17 protein-coding genes and 5 tRNA genes are annotated in these 19998 nt (G+C 46.4%); 3 read left to right on the forward strand and 19 right to left on the reverse strand.

Annotated features, from left to right (window positions below; translation table 11 throughout):
• Positions 1–255: 255 nt before the first annotated feature.
• The 19 genes from rpoB to panC all read right to left on the reverse strand — a co-directional run bounded on the left by rpoB (position 256) and on the right by panC (position 15438).
• Entirely contained in the window at positions 256–4086 is a 3831-nt protein-coding gene (rpoB, locus tag SAPGRDRAFT_RS07250; protein WP_002658379.1) for a DNA-directed RNA polymerase subunit beta, read from the reverse strand.
• Between the two features lie 165 nt (positions 4087–4251).
• Entirely contained in the window at positions 4252–4626 is a 375-nt protein-coding gene (gene rplL / locus SAPGRDRAFT_RS07255) for a 50S ribosomal protein L7/L12 (protein WP_002658380.1), read from the reverse strand.
• A gap of 73 nt (positions 4627–4699) precedes the next feature.
• The gene (gene rplJ, locus SAPGRDRAFT_RS07260; protein ID WP_002658382.1) at positions 4700–5236 is read right to left on the reverse strand and encodes a 50S ribosomal protein L10; all 537 of its coding nucleotides are present in this window, start codon (positions 5234–5236) and stop codon (positions 4700–4702) included.
• A gap of 42 nt (positions 5237–5278) precedes the next feature.
• Positions 5279–5971 (reverse strand): 50S ribosomal protein L1, encoded by a 693-nt coding sequence (gene rplA, locus SAPGRDRAFT_RS07265; RefSeq protein WP_002658383.1) that lies wholly within the window; start codon positions 5969–5971, stop codon positions 5279–5281.
• A gap of 73 nt (positions 5972–6044) precedes the next feature.
• Positions 6045–6503 carry a 50S ribosomal protein L11 gene (rplK, locus tag SAPGRDRAFT_RS07270; RefSeq protein WP_002658385.1) on the reverse strand — a complete coding sequence of 153 codons (459 nt, stop codon included), beginning with the start codon at positions 6501–6503 and terminating at the stop codon, positions 6045–6047.
• Positions 6504–6505: 2 nt separating this feature from the next.
• Positions 6506–7048, reverse strand: a complete 543-nt coding sequence (nusG, locus tag SAPGRDRAFT_RS07275) for a transcription termination/antitermination protein NusG (protein ID WP_002658387.1) — start codon at positions 7046–7048, stop codon at positions 6506–6508.
• A gap of 57 nt (positions 7049–7105) precedes the next feature.
• Positions 7106–7300 (reverse strand): preprotein translocase subunit SecE, encoded by a 195-nt coding sequence (gene secE, locus SAPGRDRAFT_RS07280; RefSeq protein WP_002658388.1) that lies wholly within the window; start codon positions 7298–7300, stop codon positions 7106–7108.
• A 24-nt stretch (positions 7301–7324) separates the two neighbouring features.
• Positions 7325–7397: transfer RNA gene (locus SAPGRDRAFT_RS07285), tRNA-Trp, on the reverse strand.
• Positions 7398–7455: 58 nt separating this feature from the next.
• Entirely contained in the window at positions 7456–8643 is a 1188-nt protein-coding gene (gene tuf, locus SAPGRDRAFT_RS07290) for an elongation factor Tu (RefSeq protein WP_002658390.1), read from the reverse strand.
• 99 nt (positions 8644–8742) lie between these two features.
• Positions 8743–8817, reverse strand: a tRNA-Thr gene (locus tag SAPGRDRAFT_RS07295).
• A 48-nt stretch (positions 8818–8865) separates the two neighbouring features.
• A tRNA-Gly gene (locus SAPGRDRAFT_RS07300) sits at positions 8866–8938 on the reverse strand.
• A 27-nt stretch (positions 8939–8965) separates the two neighbouring features.
• A tRNA-Tyr gene (locus SAPGRDRAFT_RS07305) sits at positions 8966–9048 on the reverse strand.
• A 19-nt stretch (positions 9049–9067) separates the two neighbouring features.
• A tRNA-Thr gene (locus SAPGRDRAFT_RS07310) sits at positions 9068–9144 on the reverse strand.
• 168 nt (positions 9145–9312) lie between these two features.
• Positions 9313–9615, reverse strand: coding sequence for a ribosome hibernation-promoting factor, HPF/YfiA family (gene hpf, locus SAPGRDRAFT_RS07315; RefSeq protein ID WP_002658392.1), 303 nt, complete (start codon positions 9613–9615; stop codon positions 9313–9315).
• Positions 9616–10361: 746 nt separating this feature from the next.
• Positions 10362–11165: a 3-deoxy-8-phosphooctulonate synthase gene (gene kdsA, locus SAPGRDRAFT_RS07325; protein ID WP_002658393.1), complete on the reverse strand. Its 804-nt coding sequence runs from the start codon at positions 11163–11165 to the stop codon at positions 10362–10364.
• 12 nt (positions 11166–11177) lie between these two features.
• On the reverse strand, positions 11178–13085 hold the full coding sequence (gene asnB, locus SAPGRDRAFT_RS07330; RefSeq protein WP_002658394.1) for an asparagine synthase (glutamine-hydrolyzing): 1908 nt from the start codon (positions 13083–13085) through the stop codon (positions 11178–11180).
• Between the two features lie 419 nt (positions 13086–13504).
• A complete protein-coding gene (locus tag SAPGRDRAFT_RS07340; RefSeq protein ID WP_002658395.1) occupies positions 13505–13897 on the reverse strand; it encodes a hypothetical protein in 393 nt (130 codons plus the stop codon).
• Between the two features lie 6 nt (positions 13898–13903).
• Positions 13904–14539 carry an inorganic pyrophosphatase gene (locus SAPGRDRAFT_RS07345; RefSeq protein ID WP_002658396.1) on the reverse strand — a complete coding sequence of 212 codons (636 nt, stop codon included), beginning with the start codon at positions 14537–14539 and terminating at the stop codon, positions 13904–13906.
• Between the two features lie 44 nt (positions 14540–14583).
• Entirely contained in the window at positions 14584–15438 is an 855-nt protein-coding gene (gene panC, locus SAPGRDRAFT_RS07350) for a pantoate--beta-alanine ligase (protein ID WP_002658397.1), read from the reverse strand.
• A 164-nt stretch (positions 15439–15602) separates the two neighbouring features.
• Here panC and SAPGRDRAFT_RS07355 point away from each other — a divergent pair, with 164 nt between their 5' ends.
• The 3 genes from SAPGRDRAFT_RS07355 to glmS all read left to right on the forward strand — a co-directional run bounded on the left by SAPGRDRAFT_RS07355 (position 15603) and on the right by glmS (position 19997).
• Entirely contained in the window at positions 15603–16418 is an 816-nt protein-coding gene (locus tag SAPGRDRAFT_RS07355) for a glycogen/starch synthase (protein WP_002658398.1), read from the forward strand.
• 429 nt (positions 16419–16847) lie between these two features.
• Entirely contained in the window at positions 16848–18137 is a 1290-nt protein-coding gene (locus SAPGRDRAFT_RS07360; protein ID WP_002658399.1) for a DUF4270 family protein, read from the forward strand.
• Between the two features lie 3 nt (positions 18138–18140).
• Positions 18141–19997, forward strand: a complete 1857-nt coding sequence (gene glmS / locus SAPGRDRAFT_RS07365; RefSeq protein WP_002658400.1) for a glutamine--fructose-6-phosphate transaminase (isomerizing) — start codon at positions 18141–18143, stop codon at positions 19995–19997.
• Position 19998: the final 1 nt, after the last annotated feature.

Below are 19998 nucleotides of genomic sequence, written 5' to 3' on the forward strand. Positions count from 1 at the left end.
ACAGTTGCAATTAAAAGAAGACAAAAGCAAGGCTCTGCTTTTTATGAGGAGGCCGAGCGAGGCGCAGCCGAGCTGGGCCGTTGTTTGGCCCTGGCCTAGCGATGCGCAGCAGTGGCCCAAAGGGCCAGACCGAGGCCGCAGGCCGAAGGGCCGAGCGAACAGCGAGCTGTGGAGCGTAGCGCCTGCCCGTCTTGGCCAAAGGCCAAGTTGGGCAGGAGGCCCCAAATAAAAAGCAGAGTGAACAAAAAGGAAGGCTTAGTCAAACTTGACTTCTAGGGCCAAACCTCTAAGTTCGTGTACCAGTACATTGAATGATTCCGGAATACCGGGAGTAGGTAAGTTATCGCCTTTAACGATAGTTTCGTACGCTTTGGCGCGTCCGATAATATCATCAGATTTGATCGTCAAGATTTCTTGCAGGATATGCGAGGCGCCGAATGCTTCTAGGGCCCAAACCTCCATTTCACCAAAACGCTGACCACCAAACTGGGCTTTACCACCGAGGGGTTGCTGCGTAATGAGTGAGTAAGGACCGATAGAACGGGCGTGCATCTTATCGTCTACCATGTGAGAGAGTTTCAGCATGTAGATCACACCGACAGTTGCTTTTTGGTGGAAGCGGTCGCCAGTTTCTCCGTCATAGAGATAAGTTTCGCCATAGCTAGGCAAGCCAGCGGTTTGTACATATTCCTCAATTTGGTGCACCTTAGCCTCATCGAATACGGGAGTAGCGAAAGTCATATTGAGTTTTTCGCCTGCCCAACCGAGAACAGTTTCAAAGATCTGTCCGAGGTTCATACGAGAGGGTACCCCTAGGGGGTTGAGGACGATGTCCATGGGTGTTCCATCTTTGAGGAAAGGCATATCTTCATCGCGAACGATGCGGGCCACAATACCTTTATTACCGTGACGGCCGGCCAACTTATCGCCTACTTTCAGCTTACGCTTTTTGGCCATATATACTTTGGCCAATTTGAGTACGCCGGCGGGCAATTCGTCGCCGATATTGATTGCAAACTTCTTACGTTTATACACACTAATCTTCTTATTGAGTTTAATGGTATAATTGTGCAAGAGTGTGCGGACCTGTTTGTTTAGGGTATCGTCTTCTGTCCAGTTCGAGTAATCTACTGCGCTATAATCGATATCCTTAAGGGCTCTTTGTGTAAAGGGGGCACCTTGAGGGATAAGCAACTCGGCATAGATACTACGGACGCCGGCAGAATTTTGGCCTTCGAGGACCTTCATCAGTTTTTCGACGAGTACTTGTGTATGCTCTTTTATCTCTTGGCTATGCTCCTGCTCTAGTTTATCGAGCATTTGCTTGTCTTTAGCCTTTTGGACCTTATCCTTTTTGGCGCGGACAAAGAGGCGAGAGCCAATAATTACTCCTTTAGCAGAGGGTGACATTTTGAGAGAGGCATCTTTTACATCTCCGGCCTTGTCGCCAAAAATTGCGCGGAGCAATTTTTCTTCTGGGGTAGGGTCAGATTCGCCTTTGGGCGTAATTTTACCGATAATAATATCGCCATCGCGGACCCATGCGCCGGTGCGCACGATACCGTTTTCGTCCAAGTCTTTAGTAGCCTCTTCAGAAACGTTGGGAATATCGTTAGTAAATTCTTCTTCACCTAATTTAGTATCTCGGACATCTAGTTCGAACTCCTCGATATGAAGAGAGGTAAAGATATCTTCACGGACTACACGTTGAGAGAGCACGATTGCATCCTCAAAGTTGTACCCTTTCCAGGGCATAAAGGCCACCTTAAGGTTTTGGCCGAGGGCGAGTTCGCCATTATCGGTAGCATAGCCTTCACAAAGGATTTTGCCTTTATGGACCTTTTCGCCTTTACGGACGATAGGTTTGATATTGATACAAGTACTTTGGTTAGTTCTGCGGAACTTCACCAAATTGTAGGTTGTCAGATCGTCATCGAAAGAAGTGAGGCGTTGCTCATCGGTTCTATCGTATCGGATAACAATTTTGCGTGCATCTACATATTCGACCACACCAGATCCTTCTGCGTTGATGAGCATACGAGAATCTTGGGCTACTTTAGCTTCTAGGCCGGTGCCCACAGTAGGGGCTGAGGGGCGAAGAAGGGGTACAGCTTGGCGCTGCATATTAGAGCCCATGAGTGCACGGTTTGCATCATCATGAGAGAGGAAAGGAATCATAGAGGCAGAGACCCCTACAATTTGGTTAGGAGCGATATCGATAAATTCGATTTCGTCTTCATTAGGGTCGAGAACGGGAAAGTCGCCATGATTACGGCACTTCACGCGATCGGTATCGAAAACGCCTTTTTTACTGAGGGTAGTATTGGCTTGGGCGATCGTTTTAAAATCCTCTTCTTCTGCAGAGAGATAGACGGGATCATTTTTGAGATCGACCTTACCGCCTTTAGTTACGCTACGGTAGGGAGTTTCGATAAAGCCCATTTTATTAATCTTAGCGTGTACACAGAGTGTAGAGATCAGACCAATATTGGGACCTTCAGGAGTTTCGATAGTACAAAGGCGGCCATAGTGAGAATAGTGAACATCACGTACCTCAAAGCCTGCTCTTTCTCTAGAGAGACCACCTGGCCCGAGGGCAGAAATTCTACGTTTGTGTGTAATTTCTGAGAGCGGGTTAGTTTGGTCGAGGAACTGAGAAAGTTGGCTAGTACCAAAGAAAGAGTTGATCACAGAAGAGAGTGTTCTTGCGTTGATGAGGTCTACGGGAGTAAACACTTCATTATCGCGCACATTCATTCTTTCGCGGATCGTGCGGGCCATACGGGCTAGGCCTACGCCAAACTGGGCATAGAGTTGTTCGCCAACGGTACGGACACGGCGGTTGCTGAGGTGGTCGATATCATCGATCTCAGCTTTTTGGTTAATCAATTTGACTAGATACTTAACGATAGCGATAATATCCTCTTTAGTAAGGACAGAAGTATCGTTACTTTCGTCGAGTTCTAGTTTGCGGTTAATTTTATATCGGCCAACTTCACCGAGGCTATAGCGTTTATCGGAGAAGAAGAGTTTATCGATAATACCGCGAGCGGTTTCGTCATCGGGTGGATCAGATCCACGCAATTGGCGATAGATATGTTGAACGGCTTCGATTTCAGAGTTAGAAGTATCCTTTTGGAGGGTATTGTAGATAATGCTATAATCATCTTCTACATTTTCTCTTTGGAGGATTACCTTATCTACTCCGATATCGATCACCTCTTGAATATTATCTTCATCAAGGATTACGTCACGTTCGAGGATCACCTCATTACGTTCGATAGACACCACCTCACCGGTATCCTCATCGACAAAGTCCTCTACCCAAGAGCGGAGAACGCGGGCGGCGAGTTTACGGCCTAGGTGTTGTTCTAGGGCTTCCTGTGTAGCTTCCACTTCATCGGCGAGGCCAAATAGGCCAAGGATATCGCGGTCTCCGTCGTATCCGATGGCACGGAGGAGCGTAGTCACGGGAAACTTCTTTTTGCGGTCGATGTAGGCATACATCACCGAGTTAATATCGGTAGCAAATTCCATCCAAGCGCCTTTAAAAGGGATCACTCGGGCAGAATAAATTTTTGTACCGTTGGGGTGGCGGCTTTGGCCAAAAAACACACCGGGAGATCGGTGCAGTTGAGAAACGATTACACGTTCGGCGCCATTGACTACGAATGTACCTTTAGGCGTCATATAAGGGATATTGCCTAAGAATACATCTTGTACAGTTTGCTCAAAGTCGACATGCTCTTCATCATTACAAGACAGGCGAAGTTTTGCTTTGAGTGGGACGCTATAGGTAAGCCCTCTCTCCATACATTCATCGATAGTATAGCGAGGCGGGTCTATAAAATAGTTAAGGAATTCCAGGACAAAGATGTTTCGGGCATCAGTGATTGGAAAATTTTCTTGGAACACCTGATAGAGTCCCTCATTGAAGCGACTTTCAGGGGTGGTCTCTAACTGAAAAAACTCCTCAAAAGACTTAACTTGAATTTCGAGAAAATCCGGATAATGGTTATCGTGTTGGATTTTACCGAAACTAAAGCGTTCTGGTCTTTTGGGAGTAAGAGTTGTACTTTTTGCCATTTAGCCTTTTAAATTTAGGTCGACTACTTATTGTCTGATTGTGAGCAAAGTAGCAAGATTTATAGAAGGTAGTATAATAGCTGAATAGGCTTAGTTACAGCAAGCTGTAACTAAGCCTTAGATATAGGTACGAGCGCATGCTAATTATGCGAACGCGGTATGTACTTACTTCACTTCTACTTCAGCACCGGCGCCTTCTAGTTCAGCCTTAATTTGCTCAGCTTCGTCTTTAGAAACTTTTTCTTTGATAGGAGCGGGAGCGCTATCAACCATAGCTTTAGCTTCTTTTAGGCCTACACCGAGAAGAGTTTTAACAGCCTTAACTACTTGTAGTTTGGCGGCACCAGCAGACTTGAGGATTACGTCAAATTCAGTTTGCTCAGCAGCAGCAGCTTCGCCACCAGCAGCGGGGCCAGCAACAGCAACAGCGGCAGCAGCGGGTTCGATACCGTACTCATCCTTAAGGATGTCAGCCAAGTCTTTTACTTCTTTAACGGTTAGGTTAACTAGTTGTTCTGCTAGTTGATTTAGATCAGCCATTTTATTAGCTTTTAGAGATTGTTGTTAAAAGGAATGTTGGATATATGGGTGATGTTGGTGGAAGCCAAAATCTTTAGGCAGACTCACGCTCTTCGAGCGCTTTGAGGAGTCCTGTGATGGTATTGCCTCCAGATTGGAGAGCGCCCATAACATTTTTGATAGGAGATTCGAGTAGACCGATGATCTCGCCAAGAAGTTCTTCTTTAGATTTGATCTGAGTCAGAGCTTCTACTTGATCGTCTCCGATATATACTGAAGAGTCGATAAAAGCGGCTTTAAGTAGCGGCTTACCATTCTCCTTACGGAACTCTTTAATGAGTTTAGCGGGAACGTTTCCAGTCTCAGTAAACATCACAGCAGAGAAGCCTTTGAGGGCTGAATAGATCTCTGTGTAGTTTTCTTCATTGGCGTCGGCTGCACGTTCGAGAGCTTTACGAATGAGGGTATTTTTGACTACCTTCATTTGGATGTTGCTTTCGAAGCACTTACGACGGAGCTGATTTGTTTTTTCAACAGTTAGCTCAGAAGTATCTGTGATATAGAAATACTTAGAATCTTGGAATTGGCTAGCTAGCTCTTCGATCACCGCAGTTTTCTGTTCGCGTGTCATTATATTGCTATTTTAAAGACCTTACCAATAGTTGAATTTAAATTATCGAGCCGCTTTGGGGTCGATTTTGATACCGGGGCTCATTGTAGAGGCCACAGTAATGCTTTTGAAGTAAATTCCTTTAGCAGAAGAGGGCTTCATGCGAGAGAGGGTATCAATTACTTCTTGGGCATTTTCTACAAGTTGATTAGGTTGAAATTGTACACGTCCGACAGAAGTGTGAACGATACCGTACTTATCTACCCGGAAGGAGGTCTTTCCTTTTTTAATTTCGCGAACAGCATCACCAACATTGGGTGTTACAGTTCCTGTTTTAGGGTTAGGCATGAGGCCACGGGGACCTAGAACACGACCTAAACGACCTACTTGAGCCATTACACTAGGCATTGCCACTACTACATCAACATCGGTCCAACCATCTTGGATTTTAGTGATATATTCCTGTAAACCAGCGTAGTCTGCGCCCGCCTCTTTAGCCTCCTGTTCTTTATCAGGTGTACAGAAAACAAGAACCTTCTTTTCTTTACCTGTACCGTTAGGGAGAGAGATGGTACCTCTTAGATTCTGGTCAGCCTTACGGGGGTCTACCCCTAGTCTGATGTGCAAATCTACAGAAGCATTAAACTTCGCATAGTTCACTTCTTGGAGAAGTGTCATTGCTTCCTCTAGTGTGTACAATTTCTCGGCATCAACTTTTTTAAGCGCTTCGGCTTTTTTCTTACTCAATCGAGCCATTTGATAAATTGTGTTTGAATAGTTATCTCTACTTAGAGGTTCAAGTAGAGACTTAAATAATTTTGTTTACTGCTTACGCCTGAGCCTCTTCCCAGGGTGCGGTGCCTTCTACTGTAAGCCCCATAGAGCGAGCAGTACCTGCGACCATGCGCATACCTGATTCTACTGTAAAGCAGTTAAGGTCAGCCATTTTGTCTTCTGCGATTGCGCGGACTTGGTCCCAAGTTACAGATCCAACTTTCACCAAGTTGGGTTGTGCAGAACCGGGCTTACCCTTAAGGCCAGCGGCCTCTTTTAGCTGAACAGCAGCAGGGGCTGTTTTAATTACAAATGTAAAGGACTTGTCTTTAAAGACTGTGATAATCACAGGACAAACTTGGCCCATTTTATCTTGGGTTTCTGCATTAAAACGTTTGCAGAATTCCATGATGTTCACCCCTTTGGCACCTAGAGCGGGACCTACGGGGGGAGCTGGGTTGGCTTGTCCGCCTTTCACCTGCAATTTAATGAGGGTTTCGACTTCTTTCGCCATTATTAAGATTGTTTTTCAACTTGCATAAAATTTAATTCGACTTCTGTTCCTCGGCCAAAGACTTTGATAATTAGCTTTAGCTTCTTCTTCTCTTCATTTACCTCTTGGATAGTTCCGATAAAGTTTTGGAAGGGGCCTTCAATCACCTTAACATCTTCTCCAACGATAAATGGATCGGCTAGTGATTCGCCCTCTTCCTCTGAAGAGTCAACCTGAGAAAGCATTCGTTTTACTTCATGCTCTTTCATGGGCTCTGGATTATCTCGGCCCAAAAAATGAATAACATCCTTGCTATTAGCAATAGCTTGGATGATTTCAATAGTAAAACGATGTGGATCCGCTTCTACCATAATGTAACCAGGCGTAAGCGTACGCTCTTGGATTACCTTCTTTCCGTTACGGATCTTGTAAATTTTTTCAGTGGGAACAATGATGTGGGGAACGATTTCCCTCCAATTAGAACGTTCAATATGCGAATCTAGACGCTCTTTGATTTTACGTTCTTTATTTGAAATTACTCTAAGGCAATACCAATTTGTAGACATGACAGCTTTAATTCTCTTGATTTGTAGTCGTAATGTTTCCTAAGGAGAAGTCTAGGCTTATCCGCCTATGCTATAAAAGACTTCTAGAACAAAAACTACAAGTTTGTCCATACCATATAATAGCAATGCCAAAAGAATGGAGGCAACAATTACTACCACAGTGGTTTGCTCTAACTCGTTCCATGCGGGCCAAGTCACCTTATGCTTCAGCTCATTGTAACTGTCGCGGAAATATTGTACGATATCATTCATTTTGCCTCCTGTTTAAGGATTTTGCACGGGCGGAGGGACTCGAACCCCCAACCTGCGGTTTTGGAGACCGCTGCTCTACCAATTGAGCCACACCCGTGTATAAAAGTTGGGTGCTTAGAAAGCACCCAACTTTGTATATTCAAAGTAAGAAATTCTTACTCGATGATTTCAGTTACCTGACCAGCTCCTACGGTACGTCCACCTTCGCGGATAGCGAAACGAAGACCTTTTTCCATAGCGATGGGGGCAATCAACTCAACAGATAGTGTCAAGTTATCACCAGGCATTACCATTTCTACGTTCTCAGGAAGAGAGATAGATCCAGTAACGTCAGTTGTACGGAAGTAGAACTGAGGGCGGTATCCGTTAAAGAAAGGCTTGTGACGTCCACCTTCGTCCTTAGATAGTACGTATACTTCGCACTTGAACTTAGTATGAGGAGTTACAGAACCAGGCTTACAGATAACCATACCACGCTTAAGCGCTTTCTTATCTACACCACGGAGAAGAATACCAGCGTTGTCACCAGCTTCACCACGATCTAGAATCTTACGGAACATCTCTACTCCAGTTACAGTAGAAGTCAATTTATCTTCTTGTAGACCGATGATCTCTACAGATTCACCAACGTTTACTACACCGCGCTCAATACGACCAGTAGCAACAGTACCGCGACCTGTGATAGAGAATACATCCTCGATAGGCATCAAGAAAGGCTTATCTACAGCACGCTCGGGCTCAGGAATTTCAGCATCAACAGCAGCCATCAAAGATTCGATAGCAGCAACGCCTTCAGCATCACCTTCTAGAGCTTTCAAAGCAGAACCTTGAATAACAGAAATGTTATCGCCATCAAACTCATAAGAGCTCAACAATTCGCGAACTTCCATCTCTACCAATTCTAGCATTTCTTCATCATCAACAAGATCAACCTTGTTCATGAAAACTACAATCTGAGGTACACCTACCTGACGAGCCAACAAGATGTGCTCGCGAGTTTGAGGCATAGGACCATCAGTAGCAGCTACTACTAGGATAGCACCGTCCATTTGGGCAGCACCAGTAACCATGTTCTTCACATAGTCGGCGTGACCGGGACAGTCTACGTGAGCGTAGTGACGGTTGTCAGTTTCATACTCTACGTGAGCAGTGTTAATAGTAATACCACGCTCTTTTTCCTCAGGAGCTGAGTCAATAGAAGAGTAGTCTTTCTTCTCTGCAGTACCTTTGTTAGACAAAACAGTGGTAATTGCAGCAGTAAGAGTAGTTTTACCGTGATCCACGTGCCCGATAGTACCAATATTCACGTGGGGCTTGGTGCGCTGAAACGTATCCTTAGCCATTGTTTAAATAGGTGTTAAATGATTTTATAAATATATAACTTACTCGTAAACTCGGCTAAGCTGAACTAATTGCAACTAACCTCGTTACTTACACAAGACTGGAGCCAACGATGAGATTTGAACTCACGACCTCTTCCTTACCAAGGAAGTGCTCTACCCCTGAGCTACGTTGGCTTGTCATAAAAAAGACAAAAAGGGAACAAACTCCCTTTTCGTCTGTAGAGCGGGAGACGAGACTCGAACCCGCGACCGTTAGCTTGGAAGGCTAATGCTCTACCAACTGAGCTACTCCCGCTTGATACTGTGTAATCATTAAAATCTGTGGGGATGGAGGGACTCGAACCCCCTCAGCTATAAGCAACAGATTTACAGTCTGCCCCGACTCTCCAACTTCGGCGCATCCCCAAACATCTTGAAAAGAAAGTGGAGCCGGCAGAGGGATTCGAACCCACGACCCCGAGATTACAAATCACGTGCTCTGGCCAACTGAGCTATGCCGGCTTCTTTTCAAGATGCAAATATAAGTTAAAAAAACTTAAGTATCAAAATTTATCAAGAAACTTTTTTTCTTGTCGCTTTTTAAAGGCAGTACTTCCTTAGAAGCGCATGCAAATATAGCAGCTATTTTTGTAATTCAAAACTTTTTATAAAAAAAAGTGAAGTTTTTTTTTAGTTGCGGTCCAAAACCTTCGCTTTGTACTTCAATAACTGGCGCCTTAGCGATTCGGCGCACAAATCTACAGCTTCTTCAAAACTTTTGCAAGTTTCTTTAGCTAAAAGTACATTTCCGGGGACATTTAATTTAACCTCCACGACTTTATCCTGGACTTGCCCTGTTTTTTCAAGCTTCATGATTACATCGGCGCTAACAATGCGGTCCAAAAACGTACTCAACTTGCCTACCTTCTTGTCAATAAAGTCTAACAACTTGACGTCTGCATCAAAGTGAATTGATTGCGTTCTGATATCCATAGGCGTTTCTATTTTCAAAGTTTATAATGAAAAAGTTAGCTCCCTTTTGAAACCAACTTCTTTTGCTTGCTTTTACGGCCTTTCGGCTATTGAAAGTTGCAAATTCAATCAGGATTTTCCAAATTTTACTCTCTTTATTTTAACAATAAATTCCCATTTAGTTTGCATTGGCCCTTTAATCGCTTATTATCAAGCCATTGTAATTTTAGTGGGCAGAGAGGGCTTCTTTTGCGTTTTGCAGGGGGCGAAGCCCCCGCAGGCCTAGCGATGTGCAGCAGTGGCCGTCAGGCCAGACCGAGCCGCTGAAAGCGGCGCAGGGCCGAGCAGACCTGCGAGCTGCGAAACGTAGCGCCGACGAGCGAAGCGAGGCGGAGGCCCCAAAACAGCAGCGAGCTGCGACAACGACAACAAGGACTTTAGTCCGCAGTTCGACGACCAGAGGAAGTAACCGCCGACGAGCCTAGCGATGTGCAGCAGTGGCCCCAAAACAGCAGCGAGCTGCGACAACGACAACAAGGACTTTAGTCCGCAGTTCGACGACCAGAGGAAGTAACCGCCGACGAGCCTAGCGATGTGCAGCAGTGGCCCCAAAACAGCAGCGAGCTGCGACAACGACAACAAGGACTTTAGTCCGCAGTTCGACGACCAGAGGAAGTAACCGCCGACGAGCCTAGCAATCTGCAGCAGTGACCCCAAATAAAAAAGAGGAGCATTTGCCCCTCTCCTACTCTATTATATATATGCCTTTAGAACGTCTGTACCAATTGATGCAAAGCTAGGAGTTGCTGCAAAAGCGTTTCCAGCTCGGCCAGCGGGACCATATTGGGGCCATCAGAGAGGGCTTGGCTAGGGTTGGGATGGGTTTCTATGAAAAAAGCACCGACTCCGATAGCGGCTGCGGCCTTGGCCATATAGGGGGCATAAGCGCCATTTCCGCCACTTTTGCCATTGGCTGCGCCGGGTTTTTGGACCGAATGGGTGGCATCCATGACCACAGGATAGCCCAACTCTTGCATGGCTAAGATGCCCGTATAATCCACTACCAAATTATTGTAGCCAAAAGAGGTTCCTCGTTCCGTTAGCAACAACTGTTTGTTGCCAGCCGCCTCTAGTTTGCCGAGTACGTGTTTCATATCGGGGCCAGAGAGGAACTGGGCCTTTTTGACATTGATAATTTTGTTGGTTTTGGCTGCGGCTACCAACAAATCGGTCTGGCGGCAAAGAAAAGCGGGAATCTGCAAAATGTCGAGCACCTCCGCAGCGGGAGCCGCTTGGCTAGGCAAATGAATATCGCTCAAAATGGGCAGGCCAAACTCCTCTTTGATTTCGGCCAGCATTTGCAAGCCTTTTTCTAGGCCTGGGCCCCGAAAAGAGCCGATAGAGCTGCGGTTGGCCTTATCAAAGGAAGCCTTAAAGACAATTTGCACTGGATATTTCTCTTGCAGGCGAACCAACTCTTGGGCCACTTCCTGCAATAATTCTTTAGATTCGATCACGCAAGGGCCTGCAATCAAGAGCAAGCGCTCGCCAATTTTATGATAATCAATCATTGTAGTAATAATTTAGAACCAGCGCTTGTACCATTGCCGAAGCACATACAAGAACCAGATGAAATGAGGGTTGATATAAGCTTTGCGGTCTAAAAACTGCCGCAAAATATCTTCTAAGACCGTTTGTTGCAGCCCAAAGCAATCGGCAAAGGCCTTATCTTGGGCCAAAGCTTCTAGATCGGGGCGAAGCAAGCCGCGCAGCCATTGCTCAATGGGAATAGAAAATCCCTGCTTGGGGCGTTCAATTAACTCTTTGGGGACAAAATCATACAGCAGCTGCCGCAACAAATATTTGCCTTGGCCAGAGCGAATTTTGAGCTCATCGGGCAAAGAAAGCGCAAAATCAAGCAGTTGATGGTCCAGTAAGGGCTCTCTGCCCTCCAAGGCGACGGCCATTGTGGCCCGATCCACCTTAACCATAATATCGCCTTCTAGGTAAGTGAGCAAATCTAAACTGCCCAAATAGCCAATATAGCGGCCTGCTTGGGGCTTGAGCTCGCCTTGATAGCGAGGCGTGGGCGCTCCAAATAAAGCCTGATGTTTTTGGGGCGAAATATAAGAGGAAGACTGATGAAAAAAAGCCTCTTGATCTTTGGCGCCCAAGGCGGCCACCAATTTTGGCCATTTATTGCTAATATTTTTATAGCCTTTGAGGAGGGGTAACTTGCTGGCATTTCGCTCTAGCCAAAAGGGGTTAACTTGGCCCATTAATGCAGCTACCAAGGGGCGAATAGGGCCCAGTTTCTTTATTTTCGGATAAAAGCGTTGGCAAACCTCATATTTAGTGTAGCCGCCAAAAAGCTCGTCTCCTCCATCGGCTGAAAGGCTCACTTTGACCGATTGCTTGGCCATTTGAGCCACCAAATAAGTGGGAATACCTGAGCTATCGCCAAAAGGCTCGTCATATAGTTCGGCCCAATTGGGAATCAGCTGCTCAAAATCTTCTGGTCCACAATAAAGCTCTTCATGCTGGCTGCCAATATGCTCCGCCACGGCCTTGGCCTGATTGGCCTCATTATATTCTTTGTCCTTAAACCCAATAGTAAAAGTACGCAGTTGCTGGGCCGATTGATCTTGCAGCAAAGCCGCCACAATGGAAGAATCTACACCACCCGACAAAAATACGCCCACGGGCACATCCGCCACCATCCGCAGGGCAAAAGATTGCCGCAACTCTTTCTCCAAAGCCGATTTGAGTTCGGCCTCTGAGGCAGCTGGAATTTCTGCGGCCGCATAGCGCTCGGCCAAAGACCAATAGGGATAAGTTTGCAGCTCGCCTTTTTGGTTGAGCTTGAGAAAATGCCCTCCTTTTAGCTTTTGGCAGCCCTTAAAAATGCAATAGGGCGCAGGAATATAGCCCTGCTGTAAATAGAGCGAAACCGCCTGAGGCGAAATTTCTTTGCGAAAACGAGGATGCTGATGAAAGGCCTTGAGCTCCGAGGCAAACAAAAAGAGCCCATCCTGATAATAATAGTAAAGCGGCTTCACGCCCAAACGATCTCGGCAAATTAATAGCTCCTTATTGGCCTTATCCCAAAGCGCAAAAGCAAACATACCATGAAAGCGATTGACGGCAGCCTCTCCCCATTCTTCTAGGGCCTGAAAAAGCACTTCCGTATCCGATTCTGTTTGAAACCCTCGGCCCAAAAGCTGCAGCTCCTTTCGGATCTCCTGATAATTATAAATTTCCCCATTAAAAATCAGGGCCTTCTCTTTATAATAAAGCGGTTGGTTGCCGGCGGGGCTCAAATCAATAATAGACAAGCGGCGATGGCCTAGGGCCAGGCCCGTTTCGGCATCTAAAAAAGCGCCGCCATAATCGGGGCCACCATGTTGCAGACTATCTCGCATTTTTTGCAAAACCGCCTGGGGGTCATAAGTAGGGCTAGAAAAATCCCAAAATCCGCTAAGTCTACACATATATATAAGGGGCTATTTTTTTGGGGCTTCCCCTTCGGCCCTTTGGGCCTTCGGGTCGGGCTGTGTCGGGGCTCGCAGGTCTGCTCGGCCCTGCAGTTTTTTTCGCTTTGCTCAAAAAACTTGGGTCTGCGGCTTCGCCGCCCCCCTATCCATCCCTAAGCCTGCGGCGGCTTCGCCGCCTGTCTGACCTAAATTTGGTCCAAAACATGCTAAAATTTGGGTAAAACAGCCGCTTTTAGCAAAGGAAAAGGCCGGGCGGCTGTTGGCCTAGCGCTGCGCAGCCGTGGCCCGAAGGGCCAGACCCAAGCCGCCTGCGGCGGCTGCAGGGCCGAGCAGGCTTGCGAGCGGCGCAGCATAGCGGCGGCCAAGCCAGGCAATGCCTGGCTTGGCCGCAGGCCCCAAATTCATTTAAAAAGAGGCTAGAGGTCAATACCTTCTAGGAGGAACTGACCATCTTCACGGAGATGAACTTCAAACTCTCGGCCATCTTTGGCAGAAGTGAGTTCAAACTCAAAGCTAAGGTCGCCATTGCTATAGTGCACCCAAGTGCAGGCATCTACGCTATGGTCGGGATAAAGTTCTGCCAATACATTGCGTACTGATTTTGGTGCTTCTGGGCCTTCAATTTCGGTAAGGAGATGGTGGCCAGTAACGGTAATTTCCACCTCATACTCATGGCCATTCAGTTCAAAATCGGCTTCATAGATTTTGCCGGGCAGTTCCCAGCTCCATTCTACTTGGCAGAGGTCTACATTAGGGTAAAGGCCTCTAAAAACGCGAAGGATATCATTTGGAACAAAAAAATCTTGCATAATTGGTTAGTTTTTGGCCATTTCTTTTTGGCCATAATGCGTGAGATAATCTTTTTGGCCGGCGGTAATCACCTCGAAAGCTTCTTTTTGGCCATATTCCTGAGTAATTTCCACCTTAGGGGCTTGTTTACCGAGGGTATCGGGATGCTCCTTATAGGTAAGGAAATAATGTTTGATACGTTTGATGAGTTTTTCGGGTAGATCGCTCATTTCCTTAATATCGCCATAAGTAGAGTCGCCTTTAAGGATGGCAACAATTTTGTCATCGGCTTCGCCGCCATCGATCATGCGGAAACCGCCTACGGGAATAGCTTCTAGGAGGAGGTCGCCATGTGGGACTTTGCGGTCGGTGAGGACCACGATATCGATGGGATCGCCATCGCCTTCAATATTGCTTAGGCCAGATTGCTTCATGCAATAATTGGCACAAGCCTCGGCAGAATAAGTTTGAGGAATAAAGCCGTATAGGGCGGGCAGAATATTAGAAAACTTATTGGGGCGATCGATCATGAGATAGCCGCTTTCCTTATCTACTTCATATTTCATTTCGTCTCCGGGGACTACTTCGATAAAGCAGGTCACCAATTCGGGAGCTTTCTTACCGGCAGAGATGCCGTGCCATGGGTGGGCTTTGTATTTCATTTTCTCTATAAGTTATAATAATTGCTTTGTGGCGGGGCCACAAATTAAATTTTCTTTAGAATCTGGTTATCGAGCAAGCGTACGCCATCGATACGGACCGTAGCGCAGGCGACCGCAAAGTTAGTATTTTCTAGGGACTTTAGGGGCTGCAAATTATAGCCATCTACAATTTCGAAATAGTCAATTTCTTGGATGCCTGCTGCTTGCAAGCTTTTTTGGGCTTGTTCGACTAGATTTTTGGCCTGAGGTTCCTTTTCGCTAGCGGATTGCATGGCTTGTAGCGATTGGTAGAGGGCGGGGGCCAGGGCGCGGCCTTTGGGGCTGAGGCGCACATTTCGAGAGCTCATAGCTAGGCCATCTTTTTCGCGGACTATAGGGCTGCAGTGCAGCTCTACTGGCAATTGCAGTTCTCTAATCATTTTGCCCACGACAGCATACTGCTGAAAGTCCTTTTGGCCCATATATAGGGCTTTGGGTTGGCAGAGTTCGAGGAGGCGGTAGACCACCTCTACCACCCCCTTGAAGTGGCCTGGGCGATGGGTGCCCTCCATGGGAAGGTCTAGGCCATCTAGCGGGACCTTTGGGGCGGTCCAGTTAGTGGGATAGACCTCTTCTACAGGGGGCAAAAAAAGCAGGTCGCAACCTATGGCTTCTAGGGCGGCAATATCTTTTTCTATGGGGCGGGGATAGGCCTCTAGGTCTTTGGGATCATTAAATTGGGAGGGATTAACAAAGATAGAGCAGAGGGCTAGGCCCTGTTCTTCTTTGGCCTGTTGGAGGAGGCTAAGGTGTCCTTGATGTAGGGCGCCCATAGTGGGCACAAAGCCCCAACTTTTGTTGGCGGCCTTCCAATTGTTTAGAGCTGCTTGCAAGGCAGATCGACTTTTACAAACCAGCATAATTTTCTTGCTTAAAAAACCTACAAACTCCTATGTACAAAGCGCTTGACCGATAGGAATCTGCGAATAAATTCGGAAAAGTCGGTTTTTTTTTGTAATTTTGCAAACGCTTTGAAGTTCGATTTCAAAGAAAATTTTCTTTTAACTATATACATATAAGGTCTATGGCTGATAAAAAAAGAATCTTGGTTGTGAGCCAGGCGTTCAAGCCCTACACAACTGCGTCGGAGATTGCGGAGATTGCTCGTCAGTATACTCAATACATACAGGAGCAGGGTGCGGAATTGCGCATTTTGATGCCTCGATATGGATTGATCAACGAGCGTCGCCACCGTTTGCATGAGGTGGTTCGTCTCTCTGGTATGAACATTAACGTCAGTGATGAAGACTACCCTTTACTTATTAAAGTTGCCTCTTTGCCTGGTACACGTATGCAGGTATATTTTTTGGACAATGATGACTTTTTCAAGCGCAAGCAATTGTTTTTGGACAAGGACGAGCAGCCTTTTGAGGATAACATGAGCCGCATGACCTTCTTTTGTAAGGGAGTCATTGAAACGGTTAAGAAATTTGGTTGGGCGCCTGACCTAATTCATTGCCATGGTTGGATGAGCAGTTTATTGCCTGCTTACCTCAAGAATCATTATAAGAACGAGCCTATTTTCCAAGATAGTCAGTTGGTTTACTCTGCTTATCCTGTGGATGAGAAAGTACAGACAGCTTTGGCTGGGCAGTTTGCTCAGGTAGCTGCAGACAACCAATTGAGTGAAGAAGAGCAGGCCGCTTATATGCCTGAGGGGCAATTGGACCTCAATGCTGGGGCGATTGCCTATGCCGATGCCTTTACGGCGCCGGAGGAGATGATGCAAAAGAGCGATAAAGCTAGCTTTTGCTGTGGGGTAGAAAAAGATGCAGAGGCATGGGGCAAGCAATGGGATTTTTTCCAGGATTTGCTTAAGCCTGTAGAAGAAAACGCCTAGTCGTTTGCCGAGGCTTTCATTTATTTGGAGCAATAAAAAGCGCTTATCAATTTATTGATGAGCGCTTTTTTTGTTTTTGGCCCCACACTTTTGGCCTAAGGGGCGTTGCTAAGGGAGAGCTCCCCTTTTGGCGGCCTACAGGCGGCGAAGCCGCCGCAGGCTTAGGGATGGACAGCAGTGGCCCGCAGGGCCAGACCGAGCCGCCGCAGGCGGCGAAGGGCCGAGCGAAGAGCGAGCTGCGATACAGCCCGGCCCGACCGCAGGGAGGGAAAGCCCCTAAAAATCAAGCTATTGATCTCAATAAGCCGCCCAGTTATATAAAATCTAGAGAAAGCTAAATACTATTTTGTACCTTTGTGACCGCTTAGCGGCCTTGGCCTCTCTAGCATTGAATCACCGCCCGATATGGGCCTTGTAGTCTAAACGTTTATGCAAATTAGAACCCTCTTTTTTTGGAGCAGCCTTTTTTTCTTGGCCGCTTGTAGCAAACCTAGCGAATTAGGTCTTTCTTTAGTAGAGCAAGACCCTGCCAATATTATTTATACCGACAGTTTGAGTCTGGATCTACAAACAGTATTGACCGATCCGCTTACGAGCTCGGCTCGGACGCGTTGGGTTTGCGGCAGTTATTTGGATCCTATTTTTGGTCAGACGGAGGCTGGAGTTTATGCCAACTTTCGATTGACCAGTAGTAATGCTAGTTTTCCCAATGCTAGTTTTGATTCTTTGGTGTTGAGTCTGGCCTATGATTCGGTGGGGCATTATGGTGGAAACATCAGCCAATTGGGGCTTCAGGAATGGCAGGTTTATCGTTTGGCCGAAGACATTGACCCCGATGAAGACTATAGCGCTGATGCTGAATTTTTGACAGGCGATTTGTTGGCTGACTTTAGCTTTATTCCTAAGGTGAATGAGCTCGTGAGTGTGGATGATGCGGCCCTTGACCCTCAGTTGCGTATTCGCTTGGCCGATTCTTTGGGCCAATACCTTATGCAGCCCGATTCGGCTATTTATAGTAGTAATAGTGTTTTTAAAGAAGCCTTTAAGGGGGTCTATATTCGCCCAAAAACCAATGGACAGCAATCGGCTATTCTGCGTTTTTTATCAGAGAGTGCCTATTCTAAGCTGACGCTTTATTATACAGATTCTGCGGGTGTGGCCCAAAGTTACGACTACTTGATGGACGATGATGCGGAATCGGTTTTGAACATTAGCCATAATTATAGCAATACGACTGTGCTTCAAAATAATAGCAGTGATAGCATCGTTTACCTTCAGGGGATGAACGGACTGGGTGTTCGTCTGGCCTTTCCGCATCTGGCTAACTTAGGCGCTATTGTTGTGAACAAAGCGGAGCTAGTCATTCAACTAGCCGAAGAGCAGGATCGAAATTTTCCCGCCCCAGATCAACTTTTTTGTTTAGAGAAGACGAGTACTGACGGTTACCTATTGATTGATGATGTGACCAGTTCTGTCAATCTTAACCCAAGCAACCCTTTCCTCTTATTTGGTGGATTGTTGAGCTATGATGAAGATCAAGCCTATTTTGCCATGAATTTATCTGAGTACCTACAACGCCTAGTTGATCAGGAAACAGAAGAGGCAGCACTTTATATTCAAACGGCTGCTATTACGGATACCGAGCGTATGCGTATTGGAAATGGGCAGGCGAGTAGCCTTCAGGCCAAACTCTTCTTAACCTACACCAAAATCGATTAAATTATGTGTGGAATTGTTGCCTACATTGGAGAGCGTCAGGCTTTCCCTATTCTTATTAAAGGGCTTCAGCGCCTAGAGTATCGTGGCTATGATAGTGCCGGTGTGGCGCTTTTTAATCCTGCCGAAGGAGAAACAGAGATTAAGGTTTATAAACGGCAGGGAAAGGTCAAGGAATTGCTTGATTTTTCTACCGGAAAAAGTACCCAGGCCAATATTGGCATTGGGCATACTCGCTGGGCAACGCATGGCGCACCGAACCACATTAACGCGCACCCCCATATTTCGGGCAACAAGCAGCTGGCCATTATTCATAATGGAATTATTGAAAACTACGATAGCCTTCGGATGGCCCTAGAAAAAGAAGGGCATGAGTTTGAGTCGGAAACCGATACCGAGGTATTGATTCACCTCATTGAAGAGATTCAGAAAAAAGAGGATGTTTCTATTGAGGAGGCGGTAAGAATGTCGCTTAACCGAGTAATTGGCGCTTATGCGATTGTGATTATTGATAAAACGGCTCCCGACCGCATTATTGCCGCCCGAAAAGGCAGCCCAATGGTCCTTGGCTTGGGCGAATCTGGCGAGTTTTTTATTGCCTCTGATGCCTCTCCAATTGTAGAGTATACCAAAAATGTGGTTTACCTCAATGATGAGGAAATCCTAATTGCTCGCGATAATGGCGAGTTTGTGATTAAAACCATTGGCAATGAGGTTCAAACGCCTTTTATCCAATATCTCGAAATGGAGATTGACACTATCGAGAAGGGCGGTTTTGACCACTATATGCTCAAGGAGATTTATCAGCAACCCAAAACTATTGCCGATGCTATGCGTGGGCGAATCAATGCCAAGCAAGGTATTATTACTTTGGGGGGAATCAATGAGTTTGAAAACCGCTTTTTGAATGCCGATCGCATTATTATTGCCGCCTGTGGTACTTCTTGGATTGCCGGCCTAATTGGCGAACACCTTTTTGAAGACCTAGCTCGCATTCCAACCGAAGTAGAGTACGCTTCGGAGTTTCGCTACCGCAACCCGATTATCAAAAATAATGATATCGTTTTGGCCATCTCTCAATCGGGAGAAACTGCCGATACTATTGCCGCTCTAGAATTGGCCCGCGACCGCGATGCCCTGCTCTACGGTATTTGTAATGTGGTGGGCTCTTCTATTGCCCGAATGACGGATGCCGGCTCTTATATTCATGCTGGTCCAGAAATTGGCGTGGCTTCTACCAAGGCCTTTACTGGCCAATTGGTCCTCCTTACCTTGATGGCCCTGCAACTGGCTCGCAAAAAGGGGACGATCTCTAGCTCTTACTTTTTCCAGCTCCTCAATGAGCTAGAAAATATTCCCGCCAAGGTGGAAAGCCTGCTGCAAAATGACGCCAAAATTAAGTACGTGGCCCAGGAAATTAAGGATGCCAATAATGCCCTCTACCTAGGCCGTGGCTATAATTTCCCCGTGGCCCTAGAAGGGGCCCTCAAACTCAAAGAAATTTCTTATATTCACGCAGAGGGCTATCCCGCAGCCGAAATGAAGCATGGTCCAATTGCCCTTATTGACGAGAATATGCCCGTGATCGTGGTGGCCTCCAATGATAGCACCCGCGAAAAGGTCATTAGCAATATTCAGGAAGTTAAGGCCCGAAAAGGGAAGGTGATCGCCATTATCAAGGAAGGCGATCAGGCCATTGAGAAATTGGTCGATTATGCCATCGAAATTCCAGATACCGAGGAGCCACTTTCTCCCCTACTTTCTGTTATCCCCCTGCAATTGCTGGCTTATCATATTGCCATTTTGCGCGACTGTGATGTAGACCAGCCCCGCAACCTTGCCAAATCTGTTACTGTAGAATAGT

Source organism: Saprospira grandis DSM 2844, assembly GCF_000275825.1.
GTDB lineage: Bacteria > Bacteroidota > Bacteroidia > Chitinophagales > Saprospiraceae > Saprospira > Saprospira grandis_A.